General features: G+C 33.3%; 11 protein-coding genes and 4 pseudogenes. 11 read left to right on the top strand and 4 right to left on the bottom strand.

Annotated elements, in window-relative coordinates; genetic code table 11:
- The first annotated feature begins 218 nt into the window (after nucleotides 1-218).
- From G8761_RS05225 to G8761_RS05185, 9 genes are all read left to right on the top strand, one after another.
- Entirely contained in the window at nucleotides 219-2,027 is a 1,809-nt protein-coding gene (locus G8761_RS05225) for an SDR family NAD(P)-dependent oxidoreductase (protein WP_166024374.1), read from the top strand.
- 78 nt (nucleotides 2,028-2,105) lie between these two features.
- Nucleotides 2,106-2,708: a sugar transferase gene (locus G8761_RS05220; protein ID WP_166024372.1), complete on the top strand. Its 603-nt coding sequence runs from the start codon at nucleotides 2,106-2,108 to the stop codon at nucleotides 2,706-2,708.
- Nucleotides 2,709-2,719: 11 nt separating this feature from the next.
- Nucleotides 2,720-3,619 carry an NAD-dependent epimerase/dehydratase family protein gene (locus tag G8761_RS05215; protein ID WP_166024370.1) on the top strand — a complete coding sequence of 300 codons (900 nt, stop codon included), beginning with the start codon at nucleotides 2,720-2,722 and terminating at the stop codon, nucleotides 3,617-3,619.
- On the top strand, nucleotides 3,616-4,797 hold the full coding sequence (locus G8761_RS27610) for a glycosyltransferase (protein ID WP_166024368.1): 1,182 nt from the start codon (nucleotides 3,616-3,618) through the stop codon (nucleotides 4,795-4,797). The genes G8761_RS05215 and G8761_RS27610 overlap by 4 nt, the downstream gene beginning before the upstream one ends.
- Before the next feature lie 22 nt (nucleotides 4,798-4,819).
- Nucleotides 4,820-5,845 carry a nucleoside-diphosphate sugar epimerase/dehydratase gene (locus G8761_RS05205; protein ID WP_166024366.1) on the top strand — a complete coding sequence of 342 codons (1,026 nt, stop codon included), beginning with the start codon at nucleotides 4,820-4,822 and terminating at the stop codon, nucleotides 5,843-5,845.
- Nucleotides 5,842-6,951, top strand: a complete 1,110-nt coding sequence (locus G8761_RS05200; RefSeq protein WP_166024364.1) for a capsular polysaccharide biosynthesis protein CapF — start codon at nucleotides 5,842-5,844, stop codon at nucleotides 6,949-6,951. The genes G8761_RS05205 and G8761_RS05200 overlap by 4 nt, the downstream gene beginning before the upstream one ends.
- A gap of 5 nt (nucleotides 6,952-6,956) precedes the next feature.
- Nucleotides 6,957-8,081 (top strand): non-hydrolyzing UDP-N-acetylglucosamine 2-epimerase, encoded by a 1,125-nt coding sequence (wecB, locus tag G8761_RS05195; RefSeq protein ID WP_166024362.1) that lies wholly within the window; start codon nucleotides 6,957-6,959, stop codon nucleotides 8,079-8,081.
- A complete protein-coding gene (locus tag G8761_RS05190; protein WP_166024361.1) occupies nucleotides 8,078-8,905 on the top strand; it encodes a hypothetical protein in 828 nt (275 codons plus the stop codon). The genes wecB and G8761_RS05190 overlap by 4 nt, the downstream gene beginning before the upstream one ends.
- 373 nt (nucleotides 8,906-9,278) lie before the next feature.
- On the top strand, nucleotides 9,279-10,322 hold the full coding sequence (locus tag G8761_RS05185; protein WP_166024358.1) for an EpsG family protein: 1,044 nt from the start codon (nucleotides 9,279-9,281) through the stop codon (nucleotides 10,320-10,322).
- Nucleotides 10,323-10,794: 472 nt separating this feature from the next.
- Here the strand turns inward: G8761_RS05185 and G8761_RS05180 are convergent.
- Nucleotides 10,795-11,696: pseudogene (locus tag G8761_RS05180) on the bottom strand (IS30 family transposase).
- Nucleotides 11,697-12,091: 395 nt separating this feature from the next.
- Between G8761_RS05180 and G8761_RS05175 the strand changes: the two are divergent.
- Nucleotides 12,092-13,462, top strand: coding sequence for a lipopolysaccharide biosynthesis protein (locus G8761_RS05175; protein WP_166024356.1), 1,371 nt, complete (start codon nucleotides 12,092-12,094; stop codon nucleotides 13,460-13,462).
- An 869-nt stretch (nucleotides 13,463-14,331) separates the two neighbouring features.
- Here the strand turns inward: G8761_RS05175 and istB are convergent.
- From istB to G8761_RS05160, 3 pseudogenes are all read right to left on the bottom strand, one after another.
- Nucleotides 14,332-15,130 (bottom strand): annotated as a pseudogene (istB, locus tag G8761_RS05170) (IS21-like element helper ATPase IstB).
- Nucleotides 15,127-16,412 (bottom strand): annotated as a pseudogene (gene istA / locus G8761_RS05165) (IS21 family transposase). The pseudogenes istB and istA overlap by 4 nt, the downstream one beginning before the upstream one ends.
- 75 nt (nucleotides 16,413-16,487) lie before the next feature.
- Nucleotides 16,488-16,706, bottom strand: a pseudogene (locus tag G8761_RS05160) (IS3 family transposase); the annotation flags it as partial.
- A gap of 391 nt (nucleotides 16,707-17,097) precedes the next feature.
- Between G8761_RS05160 and G8761_RS05155 the strand changes: the two are divergent.
- Nucleotides 17,098-17,286 carry a hypothetical protein gene (locus tag G8761_RS05155; RefSeq protein ID WP_166024354.1) on the top strand — a complete coding sequence of 63 codons (189 nt, stop codon included), beginning with the start codon at nucleotides 17,098-17,100 and terminating at the stop codon, nucleotides 17,284-17,286.
- The last annotated feature ends 268 nt before the right edge of the window (nucleotides 17,287-17,554 follow it).

The raw sequence follows: 17,554 nt of genomic DNA, 5'->3' as shown, positions 1-17,554 counted from the left end.
CTTGCAGTGGGAAATAAGCAATATTCCTTAGACGTTAGTCGTCAATAGCAAGGTGTGAGGGCGGGTTTGATGCCCACTCAACTTGTAAAAAACAAATATAAATATCTAATGAAAGCGCATTACCTGTTGTGCATTTCCATTAGGTATTTATTTTTTGTCCGAGGATTTATAAAGAAATACAAAAATTAAATAAGGAACTTCAAGGAGGAAAAAGTAAGGTGACTTACAAATCGCGGCTTGCCATTTTAGTTGTACTAGACTCCATTTTGGTTGTTTCGTCTCTATACATAAGTTATGGACCTTTGCATCAAATGATTAGATTGACACATGGTTTATTTTTAAGTGCACTCATATTACTTATAAGTCACCATGTTTTTGCCAGTGTTTATAGGCTATATAACAAAGCCTGGGAGTATGCCAGTATCGGAGAATTATTAGCTATTGTAAAAGCTGTTACTTTGTCGGTTGCAATTACTGCTATTTTTCAGTTCGTTTTCTATGAAAAAGTATATTTTAGAGCTCTTGTAAGCACCTGGATGCTTTATATGTTATTAGTAGGTGGTTCAAGGTTTATTTGGAGAATGTTTCGAGACACCTATTTTGAACCTAAGCTGACAAAAAAACGGGCTCTCATAATTGGTGCGGGGTCTGCGGGCACCATGGTTGTAAGGCAGCTCCAAAAAAGCGTAGATGCAGAACTTCAACCAGTAGCTTTTATTGATGATGATCCCAAAAAATATAAATTACAGTATTTGAACATACCTGTATACGGTAATAAAAATGCTATACAAGACGCGGTAACAAAATTAAAAATAGATAATATAATCATTGCGATTCCTTCCTTAAATAAAGAAGAACTAAACCAGATCTTTGAAGAATGTGCAAAAACAAAGGTTAAAACACAAATTATACCTAAACTTGAGGATTTAATGACTGGGAAAATTTCAGTTAACCAATTTAGAAAAGTGCAGGTGGAAGATTTACTTGGAAGAGAGCCGGTAGAACTAGATATAACTAGTATTTCGGAATATGTAACCGGTAAAACAGTCTTGGTTACAGGAGCAGGAGGTTCCATTGGATCAGAAATATGCCGTCAAATTTGTAAATTTAACCCTTCAAAAATTGTACTCGTTGGGCATGGAGAAAACAGCATTTATCAGATTGACATGGAACTCCGAAAAAAATATCAGCAGGATATTGAAATAGTACCTGTTATCGGTGATATACAAGATAGAGACAGGATGTTTGAAGTGATGGAGCAGCATTTTCCTTTTGTAGTCTATCACGCTGCAGCCCATAAACATGTTCCATTAATGGAGTACAACCCTAGGGAAGCAGTAAAGAATAATATTTTTGGTACAAAAAATGTAGCTGATGCAGCTGATACTTTTGGTGTTAACACATTTGTCTTAATTTCATCAGATAAGGCTGTTAACCCTCCAAATGTAATGGGTGCCACAAAACGATTTGCCGAGATGATTATTCAGCATTTGGCAGAGCACAGCAGAACTAAATTTGTAGCTGTTCGATTTGGGAATGTACTGGGAAGTCGTGGAAGTGTTATTCCATTATTCAAAAGGCAAATACAAGCAGGGGGTCCTGTTACTGTTACTCACCCAGATATGACAAGATATTTTATGACAATCCCTGAGGCATCACGCTTGGTAATTCAAGCCGGGTCCCTTGCACGCGGAGGAGAAATATTTGTCTTAGATATGGGAGAGCCTGTTAAGATTGTTGAACTTGCTAGAAATCTAATTAAACTCTCAGGTTACTCCATAGAAGAAGTAGGGATTAAATATTCAGGAATTCGTCCTGGGGAAAAGATGTATGAAGAATTGTTAAATGAAAATGAAATTCACCACGATCAAATATTTCCAAAGATACATATTGGGAAAGCCACATTAATAAATCAAAAATATTTACTTAGCTTTATGCAAGAATTCGAATCATTTGATGAAGCTGAGATAAAAAATAGACTTTTAGATATGGCCAACAATAGGATTAAAGTAACTACGGCTGTTTAAGCTATTTAGCTAATAAAAATAAAAGATAAATAACAATTCAATTTGATTGTATCTTGTCAAAGAGGTGAGATTATTAACATGTTATATAAGATGCTAATAAAAAGATTAATAGATTTCATTTTTTCACTCATGGGAATGTTAATTCTTTTACCCGTCTTTTTAATATTGATATTGCTAATTAAAATGGACTCTAAAGGCCCTGTCTTGTTTAAACAAAGACGAATCGGAAAAGATAAAACTGAATTTTATATATATAAATTTAGAACAATGAAAACTGAAACACCTACAGACACGCCTACTCATTTATTAGGAAATCCAGAATTTTATATAACAAGAGTAGGAAAATTTTTGCGGAAAACTAGTTTAGATGAACTTCCACAAATATTTAATATCATTAAAGGTGAAATGAGTATAATAGGACCCCGCCCCGCACTTTGGAATCAATTTGATTTAATCAATGAAAGAGATAAGTATTTAGCAAATAATATTTATCCAGGATTAACAGGATGGGCGCAGATTAATGGCCGTGATGAGCTTCCTATTGAAGTTAAAGCCAAGCTTGATGGTGAATATGTTGAAAAATTAAGCTTACTTTTTGATTTAAAAGTGTTATTAAAAACAGTAGTAAGCGTAATTAGAAGTGAGGGTGTAAAAGAGGGGGCTCACCTTCAGAAGCATTAGGAGGATCATATATGTTATTTGTAACTGGCATTACTGGACATACCGGAAAATGGTTGCTTGATAGATTAATAAAAGAGAATTATAAAGGAAAAATTAGATGTTTAGTAAGAAAAAAAAGTAATACCACTATGCTTGATAAATCTGGACTAGATATTGAAACAATTTTTGGTGATTTAGAAGACCAAGAGTTCCTTCTTCAGGCAATAAAAGGTTCAGAAACAATCATCCATATATCCTCTATTTTATTTTCTAATAATATCATTGAGGCAGCTATAAAAAATAATGTAAAATGGGCTATTCTTGTCCATACTACAGGCAGGTATTCTAAGTACAAAAGTGCATCAGAGGAATATATAAAAATTGAGGATGGAATTCTTAAAAAACGAGACCAAATTGGTATAACTGTATTAAGGCCAACTATGATTTATGGTTCCTCAGGTGATAGAAATATGTTTAAGTTGGTTGATTATTTGGCAAGGCACAAGTTCTTTCCGATGTTTGGTAGCGGGGAGAATCTTATGCAACCCGTGCATGCAAGGGATCTGGGTTATGCATATTACGATGTATTAAATAACAAGGATAAAACTTTCAATAGAGAATATAATCTTTCTGGCAAAAATCCAATCAAATATATTGAACTAGTGAAGTGTGTTTCCAATACCCTAAACCGAAATAATAAAATCGTTAAAGTACCCTTATGGTTATCGATAATGGCTGCCAAATTTTACAACCAAATTAGCAAGAACGCAATAATATCTGAGGAACAAGTTCTTAGGATGCAGGAAGATAAAGTATTTAGTTATGAAGCTGCTGCTAAAGATATAGGTTACTCCCCATTATCTTTTGAGGAAGGAATTAAAGGGGAAGTCGAAGAGTATTTAAATAGCAAGCAGAAAGGCGTTTTAATGTGAAAATCCTTATAATATGCCAATACTTTTATCCAGAGCAATTTAAAGTAAACGATATAAGTTTTGAACTTGTTAAACAAGGTCATCAAGTGACTGTACTCACTGGCCTTCCGAATTATCCAAGTGGTGTAGTTGATGGTAATTACAAAAGTTTTAAGAATAGAAAAGAAGATATTAATGGGGTAAAGGTAATCCGATCCTGGCTCCTTGGAAGAGGTAAAGGAAAAAAAAGATTGGCTTTGAACTATTTAAGCTTTGCACTTAGCTCAAGTATTAAAGCATTTTTTTTAAAAAAGGACTTTGACTTTATTCTAGTTTATCAACTGTCCCCAGTTACTATGGCCATTCCTGGGATTTTACTAAAAAAACTAACGAAAAAACCGCTATATATTTATTCCTTCGATCTTTGGCCTGAGAGTATGGTCTCGGGTGGAATTTCTCCCGGCAGCAAAATATACAGTGCTTTGCTTAAACTTAGCAAATGGATATATAAGAGTGCAGATAAAATCCTGATCAGTTCTAAAATGTTTGAAGAGTACTTTAAACACACTTTAGATGTTCAAAGAGAATGTACTCATCTTCCTATATATGCTGAGGAAGAATTCTCACATATACAAAAAGAAAAAAATGATAAGGAATTTGTTAATTTGATGTTTGCCGGTAATATTGGTGAAATGCAAAGTGTTGAAACAATAATTCATGCAGCTGATATCCTAAAAGATGAACCATTAATTAAGTTTCATATTGTAGGGGACGGTTCATCTAGAGAAAAATGTGAAAATTTGACTAAGCAACTGAAACTTTCTAATGTTACCTTTTATGGACACCATCCTATTACAGATATGCCTGGGTTTTATGGCATGGCGGATGCCTTTCTAGTGACCCTGAAATCGAATAAGGTGATTTCCTATACTCTTCCAGGCAAAGTCCAATCATATATGGCTGCAGGTAAGCCTATTATAGGTGCAATTGATGGTGAAACCAATATAGTAATAAAAGAGGCCCAATGTGGTATTTGCGGACAAGCAGAAGATTATAGAGAGCTGGCTAAAAACATAAAAACTTTTTTGAGGACAAAAGATCAGCATGCAACCTATGGAGAGAATGGAAAAAGGTATTATATGTCGAACTTTTCTAAACCTATTTTTTTTGAGAGGTTAAACAACAGCTTAAGAAAATAAAAATTAAATGGAGATGTTTAATTTGTTCAAAGATAAAACGCTATTGATAACTGGTGGCACTGGTTCCTTCGGAAATGCGGTTATGAAAAGATTTTTAGATACAGATATAAAGGAAATTCGCATTTTTTCAAGAGATGAAAAGAAGCAAGATGACATGAGAAAGCTTTATAAAAATCACAAACTCAAATTTTATATAGGAGATGTTAGGGATAAAGATAGTGTGAAAAATGCAATGTACGGAGTAGAATATGTTTTCCATGCAGCTGCTTTAAAACAAGTACCCTCCTGTGAATTTTTTCCTCTTGAAGCTGTAAAAACTAATGTATTAGGGACGGATAATGTTCTCACGGGAGCTATTGAATGTGGTGTACAGAAAGTTATTTGCTTATCTACAGATAAGGCCGCTTATCCCATAAATGCAATGGGGATTTCTAAAGCAATGATGGAAAAGGTATTTGTGGCTAAGGCAAAAACAGTAGATTCAGAAAGAACTCTAATATGTGGTACACGTTACGGAAATGTTATGGCTTCCAGAGGTTCTGTTATTCCACTATTTATTGAGCAAATTAAAAATGGACAGCCAATAACAATTACGGACCCCAATATGACTAGATTTTTAATGAGTCTTGAAGAGGCAGTAGAACTGGTAGTATTTGCATATAAATATGCAGAAGCTGGAGATATTATGGTTCAAAAAGCACCTGCGGCAACAATTGGAGATTTAGCACAAGCAATCAAGGAATTATTTGATGCTAATAACGAGATAAAAATTATTGGTACCCGGCATGGTGAAAAACTATATGAAACGTTGCTAACCAGGGAAGAACATGTTGGTTCAGAAGACTTAGGTGGATTTTATAGGGTACCTGCTGATAAGAGAGATCTTAACTATGATAAATATTTTGTAGAAGGTAACCAAAAACTATCTTTAGAGGAGGAGTATAATTCCCATAACACAGAAAGGTTAAATATCGAACAGATTAAAGAAAAATTGTTAGAGTTGGAATATGTTCAAGAAGAGTTGAAAAAAGGATTGATTATAGTATGAAGATATTAGTTACCGGTGCAAATGGTTTTATCGGTAAAAATCTTATCGCAGAATTAAGGAACCGGAACTATACAGATATATTTGAATATAGTCGGGATTCTAATCCTAGTTTGCTTAATAATTATTGTAAAGAAGCGGACTTCGTTTTTCACCTAGCTGGAATAAACCGTCCTAAAGATCAGTCAGAATTTATGGATGAAAACTTTGGTTTTACTACTAAACTATTGGAAACCTTACAAAAATATCAAAACACATGTCCTGTAATGATTTCATCATCTATACAAGCAGAATTAGATAATCCGTATGGGATTAGTAAAAAAGCATGCGAGGACTTTTTATTTGAATATGGCAAAAAAACAGGATCGAAAGTACTGGTTTATCGTTTTCCAAATGTTTTTGGAAAATGGTCAAGACCAAACTATAATAGTGGGGTTGCAACCTTTTGCAATAATATAGCAAGGGATTTACCTATCAATGTTAATGACCCTTGTGTTGAAATGAACTTAGTTTATATTGATGATGTTGTGGAGGAACTAATTAATTCTTTGAATGGGAATGAACACTATGTAGGTGATTTTTGTGAGGTACCAATATTTCACAACATTACTTTAGGTGCAATTGTTGAATTAATTTATTCATTCAAAAAAAGCCGGGAAGAACGAACTGTCCCTGATATGTCTAACTCATTAGAGAAAAAATTATATAGCACCTATCTTAGTTTTTTACCGGAAGATCATTTTAGTTATGATTTAAAGATGAATGTTGATGAAAGAGGCTCTTTTACAGAGTTTATTAAAACTCCTGATAGAGGGCAAGTATCTGTCAATATTTCTAGGCCCGGAATTACAAAAGGAAATCACTGGCATCATACGAAAAATGAAAAGTTTCTTGTTGTTAGTGGAAAAGGGGTAATTCGTTTTAGAAAAGTCAATTCTGAAGAGGTTATAGAATATTATGTGAGTGGTGATAAGATGGAAGTAGTAGATATACCAACAGGATACACTCACAACATAGAGAATCTTGGTGAAACTGATATGGTGACTATTATGTGGGCCAATGAATATTTTGACCAACAGAAGCCGGACACATATTATTTGGAGGTTTAGAGTTAATGAGTAAATTGAAAGTTATGACTATAGTAGGTACAAGGCCTGAGATTATCAGGTTATCTGAGGTAATAAAGGCTTGTGATATTTATTTCGATCATGTTTTAGTACATACGGGACAAAATTGGGATTATACACTTAATGAGATATTTTTTGAAGAATTAGGATTAAGACAACCCAATCATTTTCTTGGAGTAGTGGGAGCTGATCTTGGGGAAACTATGGGAAATATAATCTCTGCATCATACAAGATTTTAAGTCAAGAACAACCAGATGCTCTCTTAATTCTTGGCGATACAAATAGTTGTCTAAGTGCTGTTGCTGCAAAACGTTTGAAAATCCCCATTTTTCATATGGAAGCTGGAAATCGTTGTTTCGATCAAAATGTGCCTGAAGAAATTAATAGGAAAATAGTTGATCATGTATCAGATATAAATCTTGCTTATACTGAGCATAGTAGAAGATATTTGTTATCAGAAGGTATTAGAAAAGAACATGTCTTTGTAACTGGATCACCCATGACAGAAGTTTTATATAATAATATTGATAAGATTAAAAATAGTAAAGTGTTAAGGGAATTAGGTTTAGAAGCAGGAAAGTTTATCTTAGTATCTGCACACAGGGAAGAGAATATTGACAATGAGAAAAATTTCTTCTCATTAATGACTGCTTTAAATAATATTGCAGAAAAATATCAGTTACCCATTATCTACTCTACACATCCGAGAAGCTGGAAGAAGATTGAGGAGAGAAAATTCAAATTTCATAATTTAATAAGACAATTAATGCCATTTGGTTTTTTTGATTATAATAAATTACAGTTGAATTCATTCTGTACACTATCAGACAGTGGTACGTTATCAGAAGAGTCAGCAATTTTAGGGTTTCCAGGCGTTTTAATTAGGACATCAACAGAAAGACCTGAAGTATTAGATAAAGGAAGCGTCATTGTTGGTGGAATAGAAGAAAAAGATATCTTTCAAGCAGTGGAATTGAGCAGAGCGGTATGGGAGAACAATAACAAAGTAATTTTAGCCTCAGATTATACAGATAATAATGTTTCATTAAAGGTCACTAAAATTATCCAGAGTTACACAAAAATAGTTAATAAGGCGGTTTGGAAAAAATGAAAAACGGCGTGATTATTGTAATTAATTACGCAAATGAAGAAGAAGTAATTAATTATGCAGAAATGCTAGGAAAACAAAATGCCTCAGAAAATTTGAATCTTGTTATTGTTAACAATAAATCAAGTGAAAAGGCAAAAGTAAAATTAAAAGATGAAATAAAAAAAATTGACCTACCAATCTACTACTTTGAACCCACTCACAATTTAGGTTATTTAAATGGAGCTCTTTTTGGCTATAGAGAATTTATTAAAACAAGTGGTAAAATGCCTGACTGGATTGTAATATCCAATACAGATATTATGATTTCTGATGCTCGGTTCTTTGAAAAATTATTATCAAATGAATATGCAGAAGATATTTGGTGTATTGCTCCTTCAGTTTTTTCACCAATGACGAATTCTTATCAAAACCCTCAATATCTAAGTCGTCATAGTTTAAAGAAAATAGATAGATTGATTTTTATTCATAGATTTCAAATTTCAGCATATATTTATTCACTTTTAGCGACTATTAAAGGAAAAATAAAAGCTCAAGAGAAAAAGGATAGTCAGTATGTATATTCAGCACATGGATGTTTTTTTGCCTTGAAAAGAAGTTTCATTGAACAATTAAAAAGTAAAGATTATAAAGGTTTTCTATATAGTGAAGAGGCTTTTATAGCTGAACACTTATTAATTTATGGTAAAAAGTGTTTTTATGACAATACATTAGAATTAGATCATAAAGAACATTCGGTCACTGCATTTTTAGGGATAAAAAATAAATCTAAATATATAAGAGAATCATTAAAATATATACGAGATGAATTTTACATTAGTAAGTAAGCCTATGAAAATAGCAGATTAGAAAAGTTTGATTGTATTCGTATATTTGGTAGTCTAATCAGAGTAATAATAAATCACCTCTTCCGATATGAGGCTATGTCATCCCGTATAGTTTGATGTTATGTTGTTCAATACTCAGTGAGGTTTTGATTATTCCGAGCGATTGTTGTTCATTGTTGCTTTGGATATCTGGTCCTTACTTTTTTTATCTACAATAATTTATCTTGATGAACACAAACTTGGTTTTCAATGATTTCTATAGAATTACCACTTTAGGAAAAATATAGATGTAGTATTTTCTTATAAAGGTTTACTTTTTTGTATATTTTTAACCTATACCGTAATAATGAAAAGTAAACTGGAGGAATTCATCATGTATTTTGCTTTAATATTAACTTTATCTGTCATTATTCCTTTTACAAAGATCATCAATTATTTTCGGTTGAAGATATTCCCGATTATTTTAGTGTCCCTTTTTTTAATGTTTAATAGAGGAAATAACGATTATTTGGGTTATTTATCTATCTTCTTTTACCCGGAAGGATACGCTGAGCCAGGATATGTTTTCTTAGTAAACATGATAAAATTTTTTGGCGGCACTAGCCACAACCAGGTGCTTTGGGTATTAGGAATACTATTCATTATTACTCTTTACCGATTTGCCAAACACTCCAAAACGATTAATTTTGTGCTGCTTTTGTATGTGATATTTCCTTTTGTACTAGATATAACACAGATACGAAATACATTTATGATGTTATTTGTACTAAACGCTTTTATTGAATACTTCCGAGGAAAAAAGATAAGAACTTTAATCTGGCTACTTATTTCTAGTACATTTCATTTCTTCGGCATATTCTACATTATTTCTTTCCTACTAATAGGTCTAAAGAAAGAAAAAAGCTATTACAAGCTTATAATCCTGATTAGTTTAATTGGTCTGTTTTTTATGCCAGCTTTGATTAGGTTCGGCATCTCCTACATACCAATCCCCCGGATTGTCGATAGATTGACGGTGTATACAGCGGACACTATCAAGTATAGCTCACTGTTTATATGGGGAGGAATACTTATCCTTGATTTAATTGTTTTCAGGTTGTTTATAAAGCGTATGGATTTAACTGAAAACAATAACAAAAATCAAATCCAGCTCATTTATGATTTCATGTTTACCGGTTTGGTTTTTTTAGGATGTGTTTTGTTCTTATTCGAGTTTAATAGGTTCTTCCGCAATTTATTCTTGTTAAAGTATTTATTAGCTGATTACATGTTACCGAGTATGACAAAAAACGCTAAATTGTTATTGGTAGTGTATTTACTGATTACGGCCGTCCTCTTTGCGTTTTTATACTCTTTGGGGATTGAAGGGATGGATTACAATACTGTATTACTACGGAATTCCATATTCGGTTATTAAGCGTTAATAAATCCATGCTCTTTCCATTCTCTAAGTTTAAAGGGATCAAAACTCAGAAAACAGCGATATCGGCGGAAAGTATAAACTTTGTAGCCCTGTACCCACTCAAGGAACGTGGAAAGACGGCTACAAAGTTTTTGCTTTGATATCTACTCAACGTGACTACAGAATCGAAAAACAAGGAAGAGCTACTTATAGCAGGAATACTTTTCGCTATTATGAGTGGGATAATGTTAATGGATAGAAATCTCCTGAATATATAATAAAGAAAATAATTCAATTTCACCGAATATTATCTAAGTTGAAGATGAATGGGGGTTATAAAATAGACTTTCAACCGATAACTCTTAAAGACAAAAACTACAAATATATTCACAATCTCATCAACTTTCCAGAAGATTGTAGGAAGGTTTAGAATTAGAATTATTATTTTGCGGAGAAATTATTTCCCCCTTTTTCATATGACGGTTTGTCAATCTAAGTGCGACATTTCCTCAGAAAACGCTTCGTGTGCAGTTTTCCAATTTAAACATTTCCTTGGTCTTTGGTTAATAAGGTGTAAAGCATAATTTAATTCTTTCTCTGACACCTTGGCTAGGTCTGTTTCTTTTGGAAAAAACTCACGCAAGAGGCCATTTGCGTTTTCATTACTACCACGCTGCTAGGAAGAGTAAGGGTGGGCAACACGCAAATTCTTTTCCACGGTCTACAGTGGCTGTTTTAAATGCTTCTTTTGGAAATAACGAAGATATTCGTTTAATCGATTCTTCTTATAGAAACTGCGGTTCGATCCGGCATCAATACGGCAATTTAGTAACGGGTTTTGCGTTCGTTAAATGTAGCAACACAGCCCTTACTTTTCCCCCTGCCAGAGACAACTGAATCCAACTCCCAGTGACCGAAGGTTTCGCGTTTTTTTATTTCTTTTTGACGCTTTTGGATGGAGGTTCCAATATTAAAACGGCCCCTGGTTTCCCTTGGCTTTTGGCGCTTTCCCTTTTGCCTTAAAACGAATAAATCTGGGATGGAAAAAAGTCCTTTGTAAAGCCAATTATAGATAGTCTTAAACGAAATAGAACCTTTTAACAAGCCACAAGAAATCTGTTCTGGTGGCCAGGTTAAATACAGCTTTTCCTTTTATTTGATTTGCTAAAACCGGAGTCCACTTGCCCACTGGTTTACAAGCCTGCCTTCGCTTTTTGTATTTGTTGAGGGCTATCTGGCTTTGATAGACTTGGACCAACTCTACATTACGATTTAACTCACGTGCAATAGTGGAATGGTGTCTGCCAAGTTGGCTCTGGTGGAGAAACCAGCGCTATGAAGCGCTTCTAGTTTACCTCGTTCAAATGTGGTAAGATGGGTGTAACTCATACTCGTCCTCCATGTAAAAAAGTTGTGTGGTAACTGCTATTTTACACGAAGCGAGTGTGGTTTTTTTGTATTTTCTAGATGTGCCACTTAATAATTCCATTTTTATTGATACTCTAGGGCCTCCAAGTGTTATATTATTTAATTTAAAATTGTGTTTTCTGAAATTGATCAAAAGGAATTAATGATAATTAATATGTAAAATAGTATAAGAAGCGAAATATATTCCATTTTTCCTAAGTGGTTTCATTAAGAATTTTAATGTGTTTTTATCTGTTAATGGCAGATTAACTTACATTGGCACCTCTATTATTTTTTTTTGTGTGAAAGCAACAAGTTCTACTAAGGCATAAAATAATATTTCGTATTATTGTTAAAAAAAGATAGGGGAATTTTTGATGCAGTTAAAGAAAGATCTTTTAAAAGTGCTAAATACAAAAGTTATAAACTTATTAATTGTTATTATTACTGGGTTTTTGATACCCGCATTTATATCAATAAATGAGTATGCTCTTTTACAAACCTTTTTATTATATGTTTCTTATGTCGGTATATTACATTTAGGATTTATCGATGGGATTTTCATTAAGTATGGAGGCAAACATGAAGATCAAATAGATACTAAAATATTAAAGGGAGAACATCATTTTTTTTTAGCATTCCAGTTAATTACAACCTTTTTGTTTTTATTAGTTGGAATAATAATTGAGGATTTTACATTGATTGCCGTTTCATTAGTTATAATCCCACTTAATATACAAACCTTTTTTCAATTTATATATCAGGCTTTAGGAGACTTTAAAAAATATTCAAAAATAATTTTGTATTCTTCATACCTATTATTTATTATCAATTTATTCTTTGTTTTTATACTAAAAGCTAAAAATCATTGGATATATATATTAGGTAATATATTAATTTACTATATTATTTTTCTAGGTTTAGAATTACATTTCTTTAAGAAATATAAAGGTATTCAAGCAGTAATTGAAAAAAAGAAAATAGTTTTAAATTTTAAAATAGGGATATTCATTATGATTGGTAACTTATCTTTTATGTTTTTTTATTCTGCAGATAGGTGGTTGGTTAAATATTTCTTATCAGTTAATGATTTTTCCTTTTATTCATTTGCAATTTCAATGATGATGGTAATAAATGTTTTAATTGGCTCTGTAACATTAACATTTTACCCTTATTTAGCAAGAGGTTTTGAAGAAAAAACCATAAAAATAATAAAAAAATATTTATTGATTATTGGAACATTATCAAGTGGAGCTTATTTTGGGTTTGCAGGAATTCTTTATTATTTTTTACCAAAGTATATTCCGTCACTTAAAATCATATCTATTTTATTCGCAGGGTATCCAGTTATAATTATAATTAATGCATTATATATTAATTTATATAAGACACGAAGAGAGGAAAAAAAATATTTATACACAGTACTGAAAATGGCTTTGATTTGTTTGGGAATGAATCTAGTTTCAGTCGCTATTTATAAAAGTAGTATTTCTATTGCTGTCGCTACAACAATATCTTTTTATGTTTGGTATATCTATTCTTCTAGGCATTTTTCTTTTTTAAAAATCACATATAAAGAAACAATATATCTTATGATTTATGCTCTAATTTTTTTGATTAGTAGTAATTACTTGAATTTATTATATGGCACAATTTTCTTTTGTTTTGGAATATCTCTATTAATATTTTCGTTTTACAAAAATGAAACGTCAATGTTAATTAGGAGACTATTTAGAAATAACTTTTAAAATGAAAATAATATTTTAACAAAATTGATAAAAAGTTTTCGGTTAACTAAAATGGATGAGGTAGACATGGATAGAGGAAATATAATAGACCAAGGGTTCTCCACCCCTATTTGCAATTCCTTTATTTTTTTGTATCTAATCTTTTTAGAACAAAATTATGTCCAACAACAAAGAGAATCCCTGCATGATATAGAATCTCATTTCGAACAAGTCGTGATAAACTCCAACACAGGATCAATCATAAACTGAATGCTGCGTAAAGTACAAACTGTACGATAATATTGTCGCGGTTCCGATAGCAGTGCTTTTACTACTCGTATATAAGACATTGATGTGCCATGCAGATAATTCCAAGAACCATGATAATAAGGTTTAATCATTTATATCCAATTTGGGGTTATTGTTCATAAAATAGATATCGATGTATGCCCAAACAAAGTGCACCATTGATATAATGCCGAGAATTTTGGTTTCGAAACTTTTGGGGCAATGCCCTATAGATCATTCTATAGGCACTTTAAGGATTTGGCTAATTAAAAATCATATGAGAAATTATCAAAAGTAAAAGCAAAAATAGATCGGGTAATTGAAGAGTAAATAACCATCGTTATCAATGAGGGTAAATAAAATGACCCCGGTATAGTACGAGGGCACTGAAAAAATCTCCTCGGTATAGAAAAAAGGTATAATCCCTCATTTAGTGAGGAGGTTATCCTTTTTTCTGTATAATTAGAGTATTAATTTTTTGTGAGGGTGGGTCAAAAACAACAATCAATTAGTTTTAGTCCGTCCATGGATCTATTTGACATGATCGTTCCCAAGGATAATTTCCGGCGCAAAATTAATGAACTGATCGATTTCTATAAATGTCAACACAAATATGTACACTTTTGTTCGTTTAACGATGTACAAATTCCCTCGTTTTCTTTCACAAAATGATCCTTCAAGCGATAGGAATCTGCTACCATTGTTACTACTGTCGCATGGTGTAAAATGCGGTCTAAGATGGCATTTGCAAGCTTAGGTTCCTGAAAAATTTCGTCCCACGCTTTAAAATTTCCATTCGTCGTTAAGAAGGTACTTCTTTTCTCATATCTCATATCTATTAGTTGGAAAAACAGCTTGGCATCTTCTTGATCAATGGGTAAATAACCGATCTCATCAATGATCAATAGTTTATATTTTGTGTAATGCTTTAACCGAGCCTGAAGGCGGTTCTCCAGTCGTGCCCGTCTGCAAATTCTGGATTAAATCATGGCACTTAATGAAATAAGTGCTTGTCCGTTTCTTTGCAGCCGCAATTCCTATGGCAGTGGCTAAGTGGGTTTTCCCGACGCCACTTGGTCCTAAGAAAACAATATTCTCGTTCTGTTCAATAAAACTGAGTGTTAGAAAATCCAGAATCTGCTGTTGATTGACGGATGTTTGGAAAGAAAAATCAAAGTCCTTTATTTCCTTCAGGTGTGGAAAAGCAGCGACCTTTACCATTGATTGAGTCATATTTTGTTCCCGCAAATCAATTTCATAATTGGTTAATTTAATTAGCGTATCAAGAAATGACATTTGGTTCTTTACTCCAAAATCCACGACTTCATTTAAATGTAAGGTCATTTGCTTTAGTTTTAAATACTCCAGGTTCCTTAATAACTGCTGATAATTAGTAGTCATGTCTTATACACATCTCCAATCGTTTCTAGATTTTTCTTAGCCCATTCATTAATTTCAGGATAGTGAGGAGCTGAAACAGCCAGAGCTGATTTATAATGTGCCTCCTGATAATTGAGCTTAGCTTTACTGATTGGATGTTGTGCAATGAGTTTCATGTTATAATAAATCCACAAATGGTCATCATACACCTGTAAGCTTACTTTCTTTCCCTGGTATTCTGGTGGTACAGAGTACTGGTTTGATTTGTAGGAAATCATGTTGGATGCATTGACTTTTACAAGTGTATGCTTGATTCGATAGGAATCTCTTACTTTTTCAGTTGGTAGCTGGAGTAAGTGGTTCCTTTCTTTTTTAAATTCCATAATCGGAATTTTCCCCGTCCTCTGATGGATCTGATGATTCACCCGGTTGGCTAAATCCTGTATAAACAGATGTAACTCCTCTAATGTGAATTGGCCCTGGTAGGCATGTATTTCATCTAACAGCTTCATTGTCGTCTCTATTTTCCCTTTTGTTCTTGGCCGTCCAGCAATACAGGCTCTTACTTTAAAGCCAAAATCTTTGGCAAACTGCTCAAACTTTGCATTTACTTTGCCTGGAGAATGTTCCGTTCTTGCTTCATCCATCACAGTTTTCATATTATCCGTAAGGAGTTCCGCAGGAACACCTCCAAATGCTTCAAAAGCTTCTGTTAAAAAGGAAAATAGAGTACTTTGAGAATTGGATATGCTCATATAAAAGGTTCGTATTCTTTAGGCAGAGAGAATGAGTGCCGCCACATTTATCTGACCTTCTCCCCATCTTTTGTCTCATACAGAATGTTTTCCTTCCAATCTAATTGAGCCTGTTTGCCTGGTGGAGTTTCATAACGGATCGTCCCCTTTGGAGAAGCTATGCGCTTGTCCTCCACAAAGTAGGCATTAAATTCAGGAATACGCGCAATATAGGCACGGAAGGTTGAAGCACCGCACTCCAGCCCATGGTTATCCTTTAAGTACTGCCAAAGGACTCGGTGATAATAAAACACCTGCTTGGAATCCTCTGATAGAAGTGCTGCGATTACTTCATAGCATTCATCAATCTTTGAGGATTTCTTTCTCGTCCTCTTAGGGACAAAACCATTTAAATATTTATCAACTGTTCACCGGTCAACCCCTAATTCCTCTGCCAATTTCCTCTTATTAATTTTCATTTTCAAATGCTCCATTAGCTGCTTGAATTTTGGTAAGTCAAAAAGACTCTTAATCTCAAAATCAACATCGATCTTTAATGATAGATACATAGCTAGTCACCCCATGACTAGTATGTAAAATGAAAGCAAAAATGTATATATTTATTCAAGCATTATTGAACATATTTAAAATAGCATTTCTACCTGCTCACTAAACTCTATGGGAGATAGGTAGCCTAATTTTGCAAATGGACGCATGTGGTTATAGTAATGCATGTAATTATCTACTTTTTCTAATACAATAGAATTTGTAAGACGTACTCTTCTCAGAGTGTAGAATTCTTCCGATTTTATGGAAGAGTGGAAGGATTCAATGACGGCATTATCAAAGCAATTGCCTTTCCTGAAGCTGCCGCAGCTTTGGACAACGGGGAATTTCTAACAATAGATTAGACACTAACCCATCATAAGTGATATAGGTTTAAATGGCTGTAAAATTGTCCTAAATAATGCTGATATCAAACAGAGGGACGCTATTGGAGTATTCGTTCCACAAGCAGGGGACGTAGTCCGTTTGGAAAAGCAAGATGGTCAATTTCAATAGGTGTGAAATGGATTAACAATCCCTATGGAAAACAGTTAATCGAAAAATTAGGCAAAGACGAAACACTTAAATGCCATTGAATAAACTTTCATAAACCCAAAAAGCAGAAGGCGACTTCTGCTTTTTGGGTTATTGCTTTATAACTTTATCCTGATGAGGGGGCAGGATCCTATTGTTTTTGAGTACTGGATTTTGCCTATTCATCCTGTGATTCCGAAGGTGGATGCCCAGCTTTTTGAAAAAACAAAGGAGTTTATTTACAATTGTTTTGAAAATCTGTCAGAAGATGCTCTTCTAACCAAAGGACGGATTCGCATTCAGTATCAAAAGGAGGGCTGTGTTGTCAATCTTATTCCTGAAGCATTTATCCTGATTATTTAACGATCATATCATCCTCTTATTACTACTGGAAAGACCCTATCCTTTTTCCCTAATCCCTAAAAAGAAAATTATCGAAGATTTGTTGAAGGGAAAATTAGATTAGCTTAACCAGGACCGCATTATCCAGGAGCCAAATCCTCTTGCTTAAAACAGAAAAATAGACCTAGTTTGCATGAACCGCTATCCGGGTAATTAAATAATAAATACTTTTATACCATTCACAGAATGCTCTGTACTTTTTGCAATTAGGTATAAAGACACTTGTAAG

This window comes from Neobacillus terrae (assembly GCF_011393025.1).
GTDB lineage: Bacteria > Bacillota > Bacilli > Bacillales > Cytobacillaceae > Neobacillus_A > Neobacillus_A terrae.
The sequence above is the reverse complement of the archived record's forward strand: the minus strand, read 5'-3'. Positions and strand labels throughout refer to the sequence as shown.

Coding starts and splice junctions, on each gene's coding strand:
- G8761_RS05220 (WP_166024372.1), top strand. CDS start 2,106: ATGTTATATAAGATGCTAATAAAAAGATTAATAGATTTCATTTTTTCA.
- G8761_RS05215 (WP_166024370.1), top strand. CDS start 2,720: ATGTTATTTGTAACTGGCATTACTGGACATACCGGAAAATGGTTGCTT.
- G8761_RS05200 (WP_166024364.1), top strand. CDS start 5,842: ATGAAGATATTAGTTACCGGTGCAAATGGTTTTATCGGTAAAAATCTT.
- wecB (WP_166024362.1), top strand. CDS start 6,957: ATGAGTAAATTGAAAGTTATGACTATAGTAGGTACAAGGCCTGAGATT.
- G8761_RS05190 (WP_166024361.1), top strand. CDS start 8,078: ATGAAAAACGGCGTGATTATTGTAATTAATTACGCAAATGAAGAAGAA.
- G8761_RS05185 (WP_166024358.1), top strand. CDS start 9,279: ATGTATTTTGCTTTAATATTAACTTTATCTGTCATTATTCCTTTTACA.
- G8761_RS05175 (WP_166024356.1), top strand. CDS start 12,092: ATGCAGTTAAAGAAAGATCTTTTAAAAGTGCTAAATACAAAAGTTATA.